14 protein-coding genes and 2 pseudogenes are annotated in these 15230 nt (G+C 59.6%); 10 read left to right on the top strand and 6 right to left on the bottom strand.

Annotated features, from left to right (window positions below; genetic code table 11):
- Positions 1–213 (top strand): hypothetical protein (locus ACW5W8_RS22080; RefSeq protein WP_498630449.1); only part of this gene is annotated, 213 nt, incomplete at its 5' end.
- A gap of 156 nt (positions 214–369) precedes the next feature.
- Here the strand turns inward: ACW5W8_RS22080 and hemG are convergent.
- From hemG to pepQ, 4 genes are read right to left on the bottom strand one after another with little or no spacing between them, the layout of a single operon-like run.
- On the bottom strand, positions 370–894 hold the full coding sequence (gene hemG, locus ACW5W8_RS22075) for a menaquinone-dependent protoporphyrinogen IX dehydrogenase (RefSeq protein ID WP_498630447.1): 525 nt from the start codon (positions 892–894) through the stop codon (positions 370–372).
- Between the two features lie 7 nt (positions 895–901).
- Positions 902–2359, bottom strand: a complete 1458-nt coding sequence (locus tag ACW5W8_RS22070; protein ID WP_498630445.1) for a TrkH family potassium uptake protein — start codon at positions 2357–2359, stop codon at positions 902–904.
- Between the two features lie 36 nt (positions 2360–2395).
- Entirely contained in the window at positions 2396–3013 is a 618-nt protein-coding gene (locus ACW5W8_RS22065; protein WP_498630443.1) for a YigZ family protein, read from the bottom strand.
- Positions 3013–4335 carry a Xaa-Pro dipeptidase gene (pepQ, locus tag ACW5W8_RS22060; RefSeq protein WP_498630442.1) on the bottom strand — a complete coding sequence of 441 codons (1323 nt, stop codon included), beginning with the start codon at positions 4333–4335 and terminating at the stop codon, positions 3013–3015. Before pepQ ends, ACW5W8_RS22065 begins: the two co-directional genes overlap by 1 nt.
- Positions 4336–4526: 191 nt before the next feature.
- Here pepQ and ACW5W8_RS22055 point away from each other — a divergent pair, with 191 nt between their 5' ends.
- The 6 genes from ACW5W8_RS22055 to ACW5W8_RS22030 all read left to right on the top strand — a co-directional run bounded on the left by ACW5W8_RS22055 (position 4527) and on the right by ACW5W8_RS22030 (position 13687).
- Complete coding sequence (locus ACW5W8_RS22055) at positions 4527–6464, top strand: acetoacetate--CoA ligase (RefSeq protein WP_498630440.1); 1938 nt, start codon at positions 4527–4529, stop codon at positions 6462–6464.
- Between the two features lie 204 nt (positions 6465–6668).
- A complete protein-coding gene (fadB, locus tag ACW5W8_RS22050; RefSeq protein ID WP_498630439.1) occupies positions 6669–8816 on the top strand; it encodes a fatty acid oxidation complex subunit alpha FadB in 2148 nt (715 codons plus the stop codon).
- Positions 8817–8837: 21 nt separating this feature from the next.
- Positions 8838–10001 carry an acetyl-CoA C-acyltransferase FadA gene (gene fadA / locus ACW5W8_RS22045; RefSeq protein ID WP_498630437.1) on the top strand — a complete coding sequence of 388 codons (1164 nt, stop codon included), beginning with the start codon at positions 8838–8840 and terminating at the stop codon, positions 9999–10001.
- A 278-nt stretch (positions 10002–10279) separates the two neighbouring features.
- Positions 10280–11002, top strand: coding sequence for a response regulator (locus ACW5W8_RS22040; protein WP_431362284.1), 723 nt, complete (start codon positions 10280–10282; stop codon positions 11000–11002).
- A complete protein-coding gene (locus tag ACW5W8_RS22035; RefSeq protein ID WP_498630434.1) occupies positions 10999–12444 on the top strand; it encodes an ATP-binding protein in 1446 nt (481 codons plus the stop codon). Before ACW5W8_RS22040 ends, ACW5W8_RS22035 begins: the two co-directional genes overlap by 4 nt.
- Positions 12445–12448: 4 nt before the next feature.
- Positions 12449–13687 (top strand): ABC transporter substrate-binding protein, encoded by a 1239-nt coding sequence (locus ACW5W8_RS22030; RefSeq protein WP_498630432.1) that lies wholly within the window; start codon positions 12449–12451, stop codon positions 13685–13687.
- 75 nt (positions 13688–13762) lie between these two features.
- On the opposite strand, the gene ACW5W8_RS22025 is transcribed toward ACW5W8_RS22030, so the two are convergent.
- Positions 13763–13954 (bottom strand): hypothetical protein, encoded by a 192-nt coding sequence (locus ACW5W8_RS22025; protein WP_005339471.1) that lies wholly within the window; start codon positions 13952–13954, stop codon positions 13763–13765.
- A 169-nt stretch (positions 13955–14123) separates the two neighbouring features.
- Between ACW5W8_RS22025 and tusA the strand changes: the two genes are divergently transcribed.
- The 3 genes and pseudogenes from tusA to ACW5W8_RS22010 all read left to right on the top strand — a co-directional run.
- A complete protein-coding gene (gene tusA, locus ACW5W8_RS22020) occupies positions 14124–14369 on the top strand; it encodes a sulfurtransferase TusA (protein WP_005339470.1) in 246 nt (81 codons plus the stop codon).
- Between the two features lie 21 nt (positions 14370–14390).
- Positions 14391–14738: a RidA family protein gene (locus tag ACW5W8_RS22015; RefSeq protein ID WP_019446300.1), complete on the top strand. Its 348-nt coding sequence runs from the start codon at positions 14391–14393 to the stop codon at positions 14736–14738.
- Positions 14739–14804: 66 nt separating this feature from the next.
- Positions 14805–14894, top strand: a pseudogene (locus ACW5W8_RS22010) (endoribonuclease L-PSP); the annotation flags it as partial.
- A 215-nt stretch (positions 14895–15109) separates the two neighbouring features.
- Here the strand turns inward: ACW5W8_RS22010 and ACW5W8_RS22005 are convergent.
- Positions 15110–15230 (bottom strand): annotated as a pseudogene (locus ACW5W8_RS22005) (IS1595 family transposase); the annotation flags it as partial.

The raw sequence follows: 15230 nt of genomic DNA, 5'->3' as shown, positions 1-15230 counted from the left end.
GAAAATCAAAAATTGTTTTTGATGTTCGATGCTGTGAGTGCCCACACAGATTGCTTGATTCAAATTGTTAAAGAGCGTCACGCTTATCGCGTTGAGGAGGCGCATGTTACGCTTCTCACTTCGAAAGTCAAGCGATTGTTTTCGCTTTTCTTTCGGCGCCTGCTTCACAAGGAAGCTGGCTCATCAGTTCGGCGTGTTCCGCCGTGCTGGTAGGGGCGCATTATAGGGAGCAGCGCCGGGATGACAAGAGGAAAACTGCAAAAAATGGCACTTTTTACAGTTTTTCGGTTCAACCGTTGCTTTATTAAACAAAAGCCCCGCATCGGCGGGGCAGTTTCGGGCAAAAAACCCTGAATTCACATCACGCTGCTACCTTTTTGACCAAAATTCGCGGGCAAAGCTGCGCACCTTTTCCCAATCGGTAAATTCAATGTCCTTACGGGTGTCGGTACTACCACCGGTAATCTTCATGATCAGCTGGATGATGCGAGTCTGCCACCAGTTATAGCGGGAGTACTGCAGCGCGCCGGCAAACACCCCCAGGGTTTTCGGCTTCCAGGGGGAGAGGCGCAGAAACTTCTTCATATAGGCATTGGTTTGCGGAGTCTGCTTCTCTGGCTTGCGGGCCGTCAGGTTGACACAGAAGAAGGCCGCATTGGCCACCTCCAACTGCTCCTGATGAGCGTGAATAAAGCTGAACAGGCTGGGGTGGAAGTTGCCATAACGGATAGAGGCGCCGATCAAGACCTTGGCATACTTGCTGAGGTTGCACATCGGCAAGGTGTGCAGGTCGTGCATCACCACTTCGCATCCCGGCATCAGCTCCAGCATGACATCGACTATTTTGCGGGTTTGGCCATCCCGAGAGGAATAAAGCACCAGAATCTTGTCCATAACAACCTCAACTACGCCAGAATGCAGGAGTAAACAGTACCAGAAGCGTGAAAATTTCCAATCGGCCAAACAACATAGCCAACACCAGTACCCACTGGGCCGCTGGCGAGATATTGCCGAAGTTGGCTGATACCTCTCCCAAACCCGGGCCTACGTTGGTGAAAGCCGCAGCCACAGCGGTGAATGCGGTCACTTCGTTCAGCCCCGTCATCAGCAACAGCAGCATGAACATAAAGAAGAGAATAATATAGGTGGCGAAGTAGCCCCACACCGCCTCAACGATGCGCTCGGGCACCGCCCGATTCCCCAGTTTCAAGGTATAGATGGCTCTGGGGTGAACCAGCCGCTTCAACTCGCGCATCCCCTGCATGAACAGGATCATAAAACGCATCACCTTGATACCGCCGCCGGTACTGCCTGCACAACAGCCAATAAAGGCGGAGAACATCAGCAGCATGGGCAGGAACGAGGGCCAATCTGCATAGGTCGTGGTGCTGTAGCCGGTGGTGGTCCCCAGAGAGACCGCCTGGAAAAGACCGTGGTTGAGCGCCTCTTGCCAGGTGGCGTAGTGTCCGTGGGTCAGCAAGGCGACAAAGCAGATCATCACCAGGGTCGCCTGGATGGCCAGAAACACCTTGAGTTCAGAATCGTAAAGGTAGCGACCGAGCCGCACCGGGCGGTGAGAGAAGACGGTAAAGTGGAGCGCAAAGTTCACGCTGGCCAGCAGCAGGAACACCACGGTAATCAAGTTGATGACCGGACTGTTGAAGAAACCGATGCTGGCATCGTGAGTGGAGAAGCCACCGACCGACAGCGTCGAAAACGAATGGCACACAGCATCGAACAGCGTCATTCCGGCGAGCCAGTAGGCCAGCGCACAGAGTGCGGTGAGCAGCAGATAGATGAACCAGAGCGCCTTGGCCGTTTCGGCGATGCGCGGCGTCACCTTGGTATCCTTCACCGGCCCCGGGATCTCGGCGCGATAGAGCTGCATGCCCCCGATACCCAGCAGCGGCAGAATGGCCACCGCCAGTACGATGATCCCCATCCCCCCCAGCCACTGCAGCAGCTGGCGATAGAACAGAAACGCCTTGGGCAGGTTATCGAGCCCGGTCAGTACCGTTGCGCCTGTGGTGGTCAGGCCGGAAAAAGATTCGAAGAAGGCCTCCGAGACCGACATATCCGGCACATCGCTCATGATGAAGGGCACTGCCCCCACACTGCCCAACACGGTCCAGAACAGCACCACAATCAGAAAGCCCTCTTTCGAGCGCATCTCCTTCTTGTGATAGCGGTTGGGAAACCAGAGCACCACACCGAGTAGCAGGGCAATAAAAAAGGAGTTGATGAACTCTGCACCACCACCATCCCGATAGCCAAAGGCCACCAGTGCAGGCAACAGCATGGTCGAGCTGAACAGCGCAACCAGCAGGCCAACAATGCGAATAATGCTCAGGATGTGCATTACAGCTCCCTTTCCCCAATTAAAGAGCGATGGATTCTAGCCATCTAAGGGGCTGAGGGATACCCGCCCATGAGTCCGGTCGGTCAATTCACGGTCCACCAGGCCCCACACCGAGGAATCCCACGCCACATGCAGGGTGACCTGCTGACCGTAATCCGCTGCCAGCAATTCGCCATTATGGCAGCTGATCAGCGACTCGACCGTCCCCATGTCAGCGTAATCGCAGTGAATCAGGGAGGGAGTGCGCGGCACCTTGAGCAGGGTAGGCAGTTGCTTGAGGGCGGCACCGACGCCGCCCCCATAGGCTTTGACCAGCCCACCGGTACCAAGCTGGATGCCGCCGTAGTAACGCACTACCACGGCACAGATTTCACCGAGCCCCGAGCCCATCAACTGGGCCAGGATCGGCTTGCCCGCAGTACCGGAAGGTTCGCCGTCATCGCTGAAGCCATAAACCTGACTATCTTGCGGCGCACCTGCCACAAAGGCCCAGCAGTGGTGGCGAGCGGCCGGATGTTGGCGCTTGATCTCGTTAACCCACCCCTTGGCCGCCTCGACGCTCGGGGTGTGGGCGATCAGGGTAATGAAGCGGCTCTTCTTGATCTCTTCGCTGAGCGCCAATGGAGCGGCCGGAATGGAGTACGCTGCCGCCATCAGAGCCCTGCTTGTCTGGTCATGTTCTCCACCCCGTTGGCGTGCAGCACCACGTTGTCTTCGATGCGGATGCCGCCGAACGGCCGCAGCGCTTCCACCTTGTTCCAGTTGACCCGTTTACCCTGTTCACTCTGACGCAGCGGCTCCAGCAAACTGTCGATGAAATAGAGGCCCGGCTCGATGGTGAACACCTGACCCACCTCCATCACCCGGGTGCAGCGCAGATAGGGAAACAGCTCGGGCGCCGCCAGATGGGTGCCGCGCTCATCCTGCATGAAACCGCCCGCATCGTGTACCTGCAAACCGAGGAAGTGGCCGAGGCCGTGAGGGAAGAAGACGTTGGTCACCCCGGTGTTGATCATCTCGTCCACCGACATGTCCACCAGCTCGGTGGTCTGTAGCAGGCGCGCCAGCTTGTGGTGCATCTGCAGATGCAGCTCGCTGTAGCGACGGCCCGGTTTGATCTCCTTGATAATCTCCTGCTGCTGCTCGTCGAGGGCTGCAATCAGATCGGCGAACTCGCCGCGCCGCCACGCCCAGGTACGGGTGATGTCGGAGGCATAACCGTGGAAATCGACGCCGGCATCGATCAGGAAGGAGTGGCGCTCCGCATCGGGCACCCGCAAGGCAGACAAATGGGTGTAGTGAAGGATGGCCGCATTGCGGTTGATGGCGACGATATTTCCGTAGGGCGCCTCATTGGCCCCCTGCCCGACCGCTTTCATGTAGGCCAGATTGATCTCGAACTCGCTCGCCCCCGCCATAAAAGAGTCCTTGGCGGCGATATGACCACGAACACCGATGCGGTTCGCCTCGCGCAAACACTCCAGCTCGTAGGGGGTCTTGTAGGCGCGGTGATAATGCAGGTAGTTGAGCACAGCCTCGGGATTGGGCTGGGTCAGCCCCAGCAGCTCGGCCACTTCCAGATGACCACCAAGATAGGCCCACTCCTGCTTGTTGGCAGGTAGATGGTCGGCCACCTGTTCCGGCCGGGTCAGGAAACGGATATCGAAGAACTCGACCCAGAAGGCATTGGGCAGATCCGCCACCTTGTGCCAGAAATCGACCGGGCGGTAGAACAGCAGGATTGGTTTGTTCACCCCGTCCACCAGCAGCCAGCAGTGGGGATTGTCCAGCACCGGCAACCAGGCCTTGAAGTGGGGGTTTACCTTGAACGGGTAATCCTGATCATCGAGGAAGATGCGGTGGGTCTGGCCGGAGTGGATGGCCAGTCCGCTGAGCCCCTGTTGTTGCAGAATGTCGCGGGTGCGCTGCTGCAAGGTATCGAGGTGCTGGGCAAAAAGTTGGCTGTAGCTGCTCATGGCGTCCTGCTCCGAGGTGAATGTGATTGCAGCATAACATCAAGCGCTTGGCGGCTCGACCCGTCAAGCTGCCGCTTCGTGAGGTAACGCATACGTTACAAACGTGTTTGTTATCAACGGAAAACCAATTATTAACAAATCAAAAACAATTCAATACACTGCCGGTAGATACATGAAGTCAGGGATTACTCATGGACAACCTCTGCCTGTGGCAACCGGATCCGCTCGGGATGCAGCAATCCAACCTCTACCGTTTTATGGCGGAGGTGAACCGTTTCCACGGCTTGCAGTTGCAGAACTACCCGCAGCTTTATCAATGGTCGGTGGAGAAGACCACCCGTTTCTGGCCGCTGGTATGGCAGCACTGCGGCGTCAAGGGCGAGCTCGGCAACATAGTGGCGGAGAACCGTCAGGATATGCAGCGCACCCGCTGGTTCCCCGATAGCCGCCTCAACTTCGCCGAAAACCTGCTGCGCCGTCAGGACGAGAGCCCGGCCATCATCTCCCGCATCGAAGGTAGCCCAAGTCGCACTCTGAGCTGGCGTGAGCTTGGGGAACAGGTTGCCCGACTGGCACAGTGGCTGCGTCATCAGGGGATTGGTCGTGGCGATGTGGTCGCCGCCTATCTGCCCAATATTCCGGAAACCGTGGTTGCCATGCTGGCAACCACCAGCATCGGGGCGATCTGGACCTCCACCAGCCCCGACTTTGGCGAGGCCAGCGTGGTAGAGCGCTTCGGCCAGACCCAACCACGAGTGCTGTTTGCGGTGGATGGCTATCGCTACAACGGCAAAGCTATCGACATTCAACAGAAGGTCGCCAGCGTGGTGAGCCAGATCGGCAGCATAGAGCAGACGGTGATGATCCCCCTGCTCGACAACCCGCTGCAGCTTGGTCACGACTGGCAGCAAGTGCTGGCAAGCCAACACGATGCCCAGCTCACCTTCGAGTCGATGGCCTTCAATGACCCGCTCTACATCCTCTACTCCTCCGGCACCACCGGCAAACCCAAGTGCATCGTGCACGGCATCGGCGGCACCCTGCTGCAACATCTGAAAGAGCACCAGCTGCACTGCGACATCAAGCCGGGGGAGCGGATCTTCTACTTCACCACCTGTGGCTGGATGATGTGGAACTGGCTGGTGAGCGCCCTCGCCTCCGGCGCAACTCTGGTGCTCTATGACGGCTCGCCGTTTTACCCGGATGGCAATGTGCTGTGGGATCTGACCCGCGACGAGCAGGTCAGCTTGTTCGGCACCTCGGCCAAGTATCTCGATGCGCTGCACAAGCAGGGTTATGCCCCGATCAAGACCCACGACTTGCCACACTTGCGGCTGATCTGCAGCACCGGCTCAGTGCTATCGCCGGAGGGGTTCGACTACGTCTATCAGCAGATAAAGCAGGATGTGCAGCTCAGCTCCATCTCAGGTGGCACCGATATCTGCTCCTGCTTCGTCATCGGCAACCCGCTCAGCCCTGTCTATCGCGGTGAGAGTCAGGGGCGCGGCCTCGGTCTCGCGGTGCAGGTATTCAACGAAGCGGGTCAGCCGGTGCAGGGGGAGAAAGGCGAGCTGGTCTGCACCAAGCCGTTCCCAGCTCAGCCCATCTACTTCTGGGGCGACGAAAATGGCGACAAATACCACGCCGCCTACTTCGAACGGTTCGACAATATCTGGTGCCACGGCGACTGGATCGAGCTGACCCCGACCGGCGGCATTCTGTTCTACGGCCGCTCCGACGCTACCCTCAATCCGGGCGGCGTGCGCATCGGCACCAGCGAGATCTACCGCTATGTCGAGCAGCTGGACGAGGTGGAGGAGAGCATCGTCATCGGCCAGCAGTGGCAGCAGGACGAGCGGGTGGTGCTGTTCGTCAAGCTCAAAGCGGGCTGCAAGCTGGACGAGCCGCTGCGCGAGCGGATCCGCCAGCAAATAAAGCAACACTGCACCGCCCGCCACGTGCCCGCCCGCATCCTGCAGGTAGATGCCATCCCACGCACCAAGTCCGGCAAGATCGTCGAACTGGCGGTGCGGGAAGTGGTGCACAACCGGCCGGTCAACAACACCCACGCCCTCGCCGATCCCGAGGTGCTGAACCAGTATCGCAACCGGCCGGAACTGGCCAGTTGATAACAAACTCATATTCATCCGAGGCGCCGCAAGGCGCCTCTCTTTCGCCTGTTTTGTGATGAGGAGCTTTTACTCGATAACTGTTAAACAAATGTTTTAAATAGGTGTTGAAAATGTCTCCTTTTGGATCAATAGTGAGCCTCGCCCCCTGCTGGGGATAAAGGAGCACCACTCCCCACTGAGTGGGAACAAGGAGACACTCTCATGATCTACCAAGGCGAAACCCTGTCGGTCAGCTACCTCGAAAACGGCATCGCCGAGCTGAGGTTTGATGCCCCGGGTTCAGTCAACAAGCTGGATCGCGCTACCCTGCTCTCACTGAGCGAAGCGATCGCCGCATTACAACAAGAACGTGAACTAAAAGGTCTGATCCTCACCTCCGGCAAAGACGCCTTTATCGTCGGTGCCGACATTACCGAATTCCTGGAACTGTTCGATCTGCCGCCAGAAGATCTGCTCGGCTGGCTGAAAAAGGCCAACGACATCTTCAATGCCATCGAAGATCTGCCGGTGCCCACCCTCTCAGCCATCAAGGGCCACGCCCTCGGCGGCGGCTGCGAGACCATTCTCTCCACCGACTTCCGTCTGGCTGACACCAGCGCCAAGATTGGCCTGCCCGAGACCAAACTCGGCATCATGCCGGGCTTTGGCGGCACTGTCCGTCTGCCGCGGGTGATCGGCGCTGACAACGCGCTTGAGTGGATCACCACCGGTAAGGATTACCGTGCCGATGACGCCCTCAAGGTGGGCGCCATCGACGCCGTGGTCGCCCCGGATGCACTGCAGAGCGCGGCGCTGCAGATGATCAAGGACGCCATCGCGGGCAAGCTGGACTGGCAGAGCCGTCGCGCCGCCAAGAAAGCGCCGCTGCGCCTCTCCAAACTGGAAGCCATGATGAGCTTCACCACCGCCGCCGGCATGGTTGCCGCCGTAGCGGGCAAACACTATCCGGCGCCGATGACTGCGGTGAAAACCGTCGAAACCGCCGCAGGTATGGGCCGTGACGAGGCGCTGGTGGCCGAGGCGCAAGGCTTCATCAAGCTGGCCAAGACCGATGTCGCCAAGGCACTGGTCGGTATCTTCCTCAACGATCAGCACATCAAGGCGCTGGCCAAGAAGGCGGCCAAGCAGGCGAGCAAGGCCACTGGCCACGCTGCCGTACTGGGTGCCGGCATCATGGGTGGCGGCATCGCCTACCAGTCTGCCAGCAAGGGCATTCCGGCGGTGATGAAGGACATCAACGAGAAGGCGCAGGCACTTGGCATGGGCGAAGCCACCAAGCTGCTCAACGGCCAGCTCGAAAAGGGCCGCATCGATGGCATCAAGATGGGCCAGGTGCTCTCTGCCATCACCCCGACCCTCAGCTATGACAATGTCAAGCACGTGGATGTGGTGGTCGAAGCCGTGGTCGAGAACCCGAAAGTGAAGGCCGCCGTATTGGGCGAAGTGGAAGGGATCATCGGCGAAGACGCCGTGCTCGCCAGCAACACCTCCACCATTCCCATCTCGCTGCTGGCCAAGGGGCTGAAGCGCCCGCAGAACTTCTGCGGCATGCACTTCTTCAACCCGGTGCACCGCATGCCACTGGTGGAGATCATCCGCGGCGAGCAGACATCCGATGAAACCATCAACCGCGTGGTGGCCTACGCCGCCGCCATGGGCAAGTCCCCGGTGGTAGTCAACGACTGCCCGGGCTTCTTCGTCAACCGCGTGCTGTTCCCCTACTTCTTCGGCTTCAACAAGCTGGTCGCCGATGGCGCCGACTTTGCCACCGTCGACAAGGTAATGGAGAAGGAGTTTGGCTGGCCGATGGGCCCCGCCTACCTGCTGGACGTGGTCGGTATCGACACCGGCCACCATGCCGGTGACGTGATGGCGCAGGGCTTCCCGGCACGCATGAGCAAGGAAGGTCGCACCGCCATCGACGTGATGTACGAAGTGAACCGCTTCGGTCAGAAGAACGGCAAGGGCTTCTACGCCTACGAACAGGACAACAAGGGCAAACCGAAGAAGGTGGCCGACGCCACTGCTTACGAGCTGCTGGCCCCCATCGCCAAGCCGAAACAGGATTTCGACAAAGACGCCATCATCGCTCGCATGATGATCCCGATGATCAACGAGGTGGTGCTCTGTCTGGAAGAGGGCATAGTCGCCACACCAGCCGAAGCCGACATCGCGCTGGTCTACGGTCTGGGCTTCCCTCCCTTCCGCGGCGGCGTGTTCCGCTATCTGGACACCATTGGTCTGGATCGCTACGTGGCCATGGCCGACCAGTATGCCGACTTGGGCCCGCTCTACCGCGTCAGCGACCGCTTACGCGAGATGGCTGCCCAGGGCAAAACCTTCTACTGATTGCGGAAAGGAGATCCATTCATGAAAGACGTAGTCATTGTCGACTGTATCCGGACCCCGATGGGCCGGTCCAAAGGCGGCGCCTTCCGCAACGTGCGTGCAGAAGATCTGTCCGCGCACCTGATGAAATCCATCCTGCTGCGCAACCCCAACCTCGACCCGAACGAGATCGAGGATATCTACTGGGGCTGCGTGCAGCAGACCCTGGAGCAGGGCTTCAACATCGCCCGCAACGCCGCGCTGCTGGCCGGTATTCCGAAGCAGGTGGGGGCGGTCACCGTCAACCGCCTATGCGGCTCCAGTATGCAGGCGCTGCACGACGCCTCTCGCGCCATTCAGGTAGGTGATGGGGATATCTTCATCATCGGCGGCGTCGAGCACATGGGTCACGTACCGATGAGCCACGGCGTCGACTTCCATCCCGGCATGGCCAAGTCGGTGGCGAAAGCCTCCGGCATGATGGGGTTGACCGCCGAGATGCTCGGCAAGCTGCACGGCATCAGCCGTCAGCAGCAGGACGAGTTTGCCGCCCGCTCCCACCGCCGCGCCCACGCGGCCACCGTGGAAGGGCGTTTTGCCAAGGAGATCGTCGGGCTGGAAGGCCATGACGCCAGCGGCGCCCGCTTCTTCTACGACTATGACGAGGTGATCCGCCCGGAGACCACGATCGAAACTCTGAGCCAGCTGCGCCCGGTGTTTGATCCGGTCAGCGGCACCGTCACCGCCGGTAGCTCCTCGGCGCTGTCTGACGGCGCCGCCGCCATGCTGGTGATGAGCGCAGATCGCGCCAAGGCCCTCGGCCTCACGCCGCGCGCCAAGGTACGTGCCATGGCAATCGCTGGCTGTGACGCCGCCATCATGGGTTACGGCCCGGTACCGGCGACCCAGAAGGCGCTCAAGCGTGCCGGCCTGACTGTCGGTGATATCGACCTGTTCGAGCTGAACGAGGCGTTTGCCGCCCAGTCCCTGCCCTGCGTGAAGGATCTGGGTCTGCAGGATCAGGTGGACGAGAAGGTGAACCTCAACGGCGGCGCCATTGCGCTGGGCCACCCGCTCGGCTGCTCCGGCGCCCGCATCTCCACCACCCTCATCAATCTGATGGAGGAGAAGGATGCCACCTTGGGGGTTGCCACCATGTGTATCGGTCTGGGTCAGGGCATCGCCACCGTGTTTGAACGGGTGTGATAACCAGCCGGATCGACGGGATGCACTACTGAGAGTTGTCCCTTTTCGGGGCCAGTCTGACTGGCCCCTTTTCAAGTCTGTGACGATCGCCACACGGGGTGCTCGTCAGTAGTCAGAAGCTGTCTGTTGGCCGTCCCGTTTGGGTCGGCCTTTTTTCGTTTTAATCTTATCAATAGGCTGTTATTGCCTTAAACCTCACATTAGATAGGGGGCTTGCTTGCTTTTTACTCCCCCGACAGGTTCAATCTGCACAAAAAAATGGGTGGATGCACATACATATGTCAATGAGCAAACAACTGCTGATCGTCGATGACGACCAAGAGATCCGCGAGCTGCTCAATGAGTACCTGACCCGGGCGGGCTTTCAGGTATTGACGGCGGCGGAGGGTAACGAGATGCGCCAGCAACTCGCCCAGCACAGCCCGGACCTGATTATTCTGGACATCATGATGCCCGGCGATGACGGTTTTACCCTCTGCCAGCAGATCCGTCGTGACTCCCAGGTGCCCATCATCATGCTGACCGCCGCCTCCGACGAAGCGGATCGGGTGATCGGCCTGGAACTCGGCGCCGACGACTATATCGCCAAGCCGTTCAGCCCCCGCGAACTGCAGGCCCGCATCAAGGCGCTGCTGCGCCGCGCTGAATTCCGCCAGCCGGAAAAAGAGAAAGAGCCAAGCCGCCGCCTGCGTTTTGCCGAGTGGACCCTCGACACCCTGAGCCACCAGCTGACCCATGATGATGGCAGCCTGCTGGATCTCTCCGGCAGCGATGCCATGCTGCTCGGCATGTTCCTGCAACAGCCCGGCGTGGTGCTGGATCGCGATACCATCTCGGATGCCACCCGCGGCCGCGAAAGCCTGCCGATGGAGCGCGGCATCGACGTGCAGATCAGCCGCCTGCGCCAGAAGCTGGGCGACAACGGCAAGAGCCCGCGCATCATCAAGACCATTCGCGGTAGCGGCTACATGCTGATTGCCGAGGTGCACGAGCTGCCATGAGCCACAAGTGGTCCTGGGGGGCACTGGTGCCCCGCTCCCTGCTGTCACGGATGATCCTGCTGCTGCTGCTGGCCATCCTGCTCTCCCAGACCATTCTGACCGGCATCTGGATGCAGCAGATCCAGAAGCGGGAGCTGGAGGGGATGCTCAGCACCACCCGCAACCTCGCCATGTCTGCCGCTTCCACCGTCAATTTCTTCAAATCCCTGCCGCTGCAATATCGCCATATCGCGCTGGACCAGCTGCGCAACATGGGGGGCAGCCGCTTCTTCGTCTCGCTGAACGAAGAGGAGATCCACATCAACGCCCTCCCCGACAGCGAACGCAAGACGCTGGTGCTGCAGGAGGTGCAGGGGGTGCTGACCCGCAAGCTCTCCGACGCCATGGCGATCAAGGTGGACTTCTCCCGCCCCGATGACCTCCACGTCTTCAACAACGACACCCTGCTGGCGGATCTCCCCTCCTCCTGGGCCCGTTACACCCTGTCGCTGGAGCCGCTCAATCCACCGGTACTGGTGACCCAGATCGAGATCGAAAAGGGGGAGTGGCTCTATCTGGCGGCCCTGCTGCCCGCCCCCTACATGACCCTCGACGATACCGTCATGCCAAGCAACCAGGTGCGCTTCATCGCCCTGATGACGGTGTTCCTCTGCTTCTTCACCTTTATGCTGGTGCGCTGGCAGACCCGGCCGCTGCGCCGTCTCGCCAAGGCGGCGGTGAATCTGGGCAAAGATATCGACCAACCCTCGCTCAAGGAGGAGGGTGCCTCCGAGATCGTCGCGGCGACCCGCGCCTTCAACATCATGCAACACCGCATCCGCCGTTATATCGATGATCGGGAACGGCTGTTCAGCTCCATCTCACACGACCTCAAGACCCCCATCACCCGGCTGCGGCTGCGGGTCGAACTGCTCGATGACGAGGTGCAAATCGCCAAGTTCAACAAGGATCTCGACGAGCTGGAGCTGATGGTGAAAGGGGCGCTGCAGACGGTCAAAGAGACCGACATCCACGAGAATATCGAGGAGATCGACATCAACGCCCTGCTGGAGCAGATGGCGGAGTCGATGAACCTGCACGACGAGCGGCTGACTATCGAAGGGCACTGCAAGTGGCCCTATCGCGGCAAGCTGCTGGCGCTCAAGCGCTGCATCGGCAATCTGGTGGATAACGGCATCAAGTACGGCCAGAAGGTGCGCATCATCATCATGGATGACGAGGAGATGCTGATCCTCTTTATCATGGATGAGGGTCCCGGCCTGCCGGACGATCAGTTCGAGCGTATCTTCGAACCCTATTACCGGCTCAGTACCGATCAGGCAGGCACCGGCCTCGGCCTTGGCATCGCCCGCAACATAGCCCACGCCCACGGCGGCGATCTGGTGCTGGAAAACCGTCCGCAAGGTGGCCTGCAGGCCACGCTCTCCCTACCAAGGCAGTAACCTTATGAAGTGGTTGTCTTTTTCTGTCATCGCCCTGCTCTCTGCTCCCGTTGCCGCCTCCCAGGTGGAAGTGCTGCACTGGTGGACGTCAGGCGGCGAAGCGAAAGCGGTCGAAGTGCTCAAATCCGAGTGGACCAAACAGGGCAACCAGTGGAACGACTTCGCGGTACAGGGCGGCGGCGGCAAGAGCGCCATGACGGTATTGAAGAGCCGGGCACTGGCGGCCAACCCGCCGGAGGCGGCCCATCTCAAGGGGTATGAGCTCAAGGAGTGGGCGGGGCTCGGTTTTCTGCGGGATCTCAGTCCCATGGCCGATCACCTCGGCTGGTACAGTCAGATGCCGCCCATGGTGCGTGCGACCCTCAGCCAGAATGGTGCCCTGATGGCGGTGCCCACCGGCATCCACCGGGTCAACTGGTTGTGGCTCAATCGCAAGGTCTTTGAACAGCAGAAGCTGACTCCGCCCACTGACTGGGCCCAGTTCGTCACCATCGCCGACCAGCTTAAAAAACGGGGCATCACCCCGCTCGCCATCGGCAACGAGCCCTGGCAGCTGGCAGTGTTGTTTGAAACGGTGGCGCTCGGTGAGGGCGGCAAGGAGTTCTACCGCAAGGCATTCCTCGAACAGGACAGTGCCACCCTGACCGGCCCCGACATGGTGCGGGTGTTGACCCGTTTCCAGCAGTTGCGCGCCTATGTGCCACAAAAATACGCCGGTCTGAAGTGGCATCAGGCCACCAATCTGCTGGAGAGCGGTGGCGCCGCCATGCAGGTGATGGGGGACTGGGTGAAGGGTGAACTGAGCGCCGGTAACTACCGGCCGGGTGAGGATATCGCCTGCCTGCCAAGCCCGGGCAGCGCCGGACTGTTCAGCTACAACCTCGACTCCATCGCCATGTTCAAACAGCGGGATCCGGCCCAGCTGCAGGCGCAAGGCGATCTGGCACAACTGCTGATGACGCCGCAATTCCAGGAGGAGTTCAATCGGGTGAAGGGGTCGATCCCGGCACTGACCAATCCCGACATGAGCAAGTTCGACCGCTGCACCATCCGCTCTTATCAGGATTTCCTGCTGGCGGAAAAGCAGGACAACCTGCTGCCCAGCATGGCGGAAGGGATGGCGACGCCGACCAATATGCGTCAGGCGATCATGGATGTACTGAGCAACTTCTTCAACGACCCCAAGGCCAACCCGGAGCAGACGGCGCTGCATCTGGAGCGGGCGATGCGCTCGACCCGCTGATCCGGGCAAATGGCTGATCGGCAGAAATGACAAAGGCGGAATTGCTCCGCCTTTGTTGTTGAATCGTCATCTGGTTCAGGATTGATCGTTTTCGTCCTCATCCTCGTCATAGTAATCGCTGAGCTCGATCCAGAGCCCCAACCCGACCATCACCATGGAACCGAACCAGGTACCGGTGTTCCCGATCGGGCTGCCCATCACTATCATGGCGAAGGACAAGAACCCCATGCCTGCATAGGCTTGTAATCTGCCGTAGGAGACCTGCATATTCACCTCCTTGTTGAATATGGTTCAATTTTTATATTACTCGTCCGGCGCAAGCTGGATAGGGTCGAATAACATTTCGGTTACATATGCTGGTTGATGGGTCGTTTGTTTGATTATTTTTTAGCCCTGAGTATCATTGGCAGCCGAATAGGTTGAAGGTTGATAATAGATGAGTGATTTATTCTGCGGCGCAACCCACGAGTTGGACGCAATCGGGCTTCGTTGCCCGGAACCCGTTATGATGGTTCGCAAGAAAGTGCGGCTGATGGCGGATGGCGAGACCCTGCTGGTCAGCGCCGACGATCCTTCAACCACCCGCGACATCCCCAGCTTCTGCCGCTTTATGGATCATACCCTGGTCGCCAGCGAGACAGAGCAGGCCCCCTACCGCTATCTGATCCGCAAGGGTCAATAAGCCCCCGTACCGGAGCACTCCATGACAACCATTACCCGAATCGGCACCACCCAGCGTTGGTCAGACGTGGTCATCCACAATGGCACCCTCTACGTGGTGGAAGTGCCCGTCAGCGAAGAGGCCGACATCCACCAGCAGACCCGCGAAGTGCTTGAGAGCCTGCAGCGCCTGCTGGAAGCCAACGGCTCCGGCGTCGACAAGATCCTGATGGCCAATATCTATCTCAAGGACATTCAGGACATCGCTGCCTTCAACGAGCAGTGGGATGCCTGGATCCCGGCTGGCACCGCCCCCGTGCGCGCCTGCGTACAAGCTCGCCTGGCCCACGAAGGCTACAAGGTCGAAGTGCAGCTGACTGCCGCTGTCTAAGAGGCGGTTATCCCCCTCATCCCCGCCCCTTCTCCCACGAGGGGAGAAGGGAGCAAACAACAAGATGCCGACACCGCACCGGTTAGAGCCTGCGTACAAGCCCGCCTCGCCCACGAAGGCTACAAGGTCGAAGTACAGCTGACTGCTGCTGTCTAAGCCACTCGATGCTATGCCGTGACCGATTGCTAAAGGAGTAGCTCGATCCGGTGTCTGTTCCCTCTCCCTTTGGGAGAGGGCAGGGTGAGGGGCCTTTCCGTTTGTTGGGCATATTTGCAACAAAGTTTGCAGCTCCCCTCACCCCCTTCTCCCGCAAGGGGTCCGGTGAGCAAAGAACAAGGGCACCATTGCTCGCAACAGCGCCAATAGAAAGGCTATGTCCCAATTACGTGTTGCATGGGGTACCCCAGCGCCTCATGCAAACATGCTTTGATATTCACGCCCCTCCCGTAACGCTCCAGCATCCTGCGCCAACCCAGGTAATTCTTCAGGTAG

The sequence above is a fragment of the Aeromonas aquatilis genome (genome assembly GCF_054052405.1).
The sequence above is the reverse complement of the archived record's forward strand: the minus strand, read 5'-3'. Positions and strand labels throughout refer to the sequence as shown.

What these genes read in the sequence shown, in the direction of transcription:
- hemG (WP_498630447.1), bottom strand. Translation starts at nt 894, where the DNA reads ATGGACAAGATTCTGGTGCTTTATTCCTCTCGGGATGGCCAAACCCGC.
- ACW5W8_RS22070 (WP_498630445.1), bottom strand. Translation starts at nt 2,359, where the DNA reads ATGCACATCCTGAGCATTATTCGCATTGTTGGCCTGCTGGTTGCGCTG.
- ACW5W8_RS22065 (WP_498630443.1), bottom strand. Translation starts at nt 3,013, where the DNA reads ATGGCGGCAGCGTACTCCATTCCGGCCGCTCCATTGGCGCTCAGCGAA.
- pepQ (WP_498630442.1), bottom strand. Translation starts at nt 4,335, where the DNA reads ATGAGCAGCTACAGCCAACTTTTTGCCCAGCACCTCGATACCTTGCAG.
- ACW5W8_RS22055 (WP_498630440.1), top strand. Translation starts at nt 4,527, where the DNA reads ATGGACAACCTCTGCCTGTGGCAACCGGATCCGCTCGGGATGCAGCAA.
- fadB (WP_498630439.1), top strand. Translation starts at nt 6,669, where the DNA reads ATGATCTACCAAGGCGAAACCCTGTCGGTCAGCTACCTCGAAAACGGC.
- fadA (WP_498630437.1), top strand. Translation starts at nt 8,838, where the DNA reads ATGAAAGACGTAGTCATTGTCGACTGTATCCGGACCCCGATGGGCCGG.
- ACW5W8_RS22040 (WP_431362284.1), top strand. Translation starts at nt 10,280, where the DNA reads ATGTCAATGAGCAAACAACTGCTGATCGTCGATGACGACCAAGAGATC.
- ACW5W8_RS22035 (WP_498630434.1), top strand. Translation starts at nt 10,999, where the DNA reads ATGAGCCACAAGTGGTCCTGGGGGGCACTGGTGCCCCGCTCCCTGCTG.
- ACW5W8_RS22030 (WP_498630432.1), top strand. Translation starts at nt 12,449, where the DNA reads ATGAAGTGGTTGTCTTTTTCTGTCATCGCCCTGCTCTCTGCTCCCGTT.
- ACW5W8_RS22025 (WP_005339471.1), bottom strand. Translation starts at nt 13,954, where the DNA reads ATGCAGGTCTCCTACGGCAGATTACAAGCCTATGCAGGCATGGGGTTC.
- tusA (WP_005339470.1), top strand. Translation starts at nt 14,124, where the DNA reads ATGAGTGATTTATTCTGCGGCGCAACCCACGAGTTGGACGCAATCGGG.
- ACW5W8_RS22015 (WP_019446300.1), top strand. Translation starts at nt 14,391, where the DNA reads ATGACAACCATTACCCGAATCGGCACCACCCAGCGTTGGTCAGACGTG.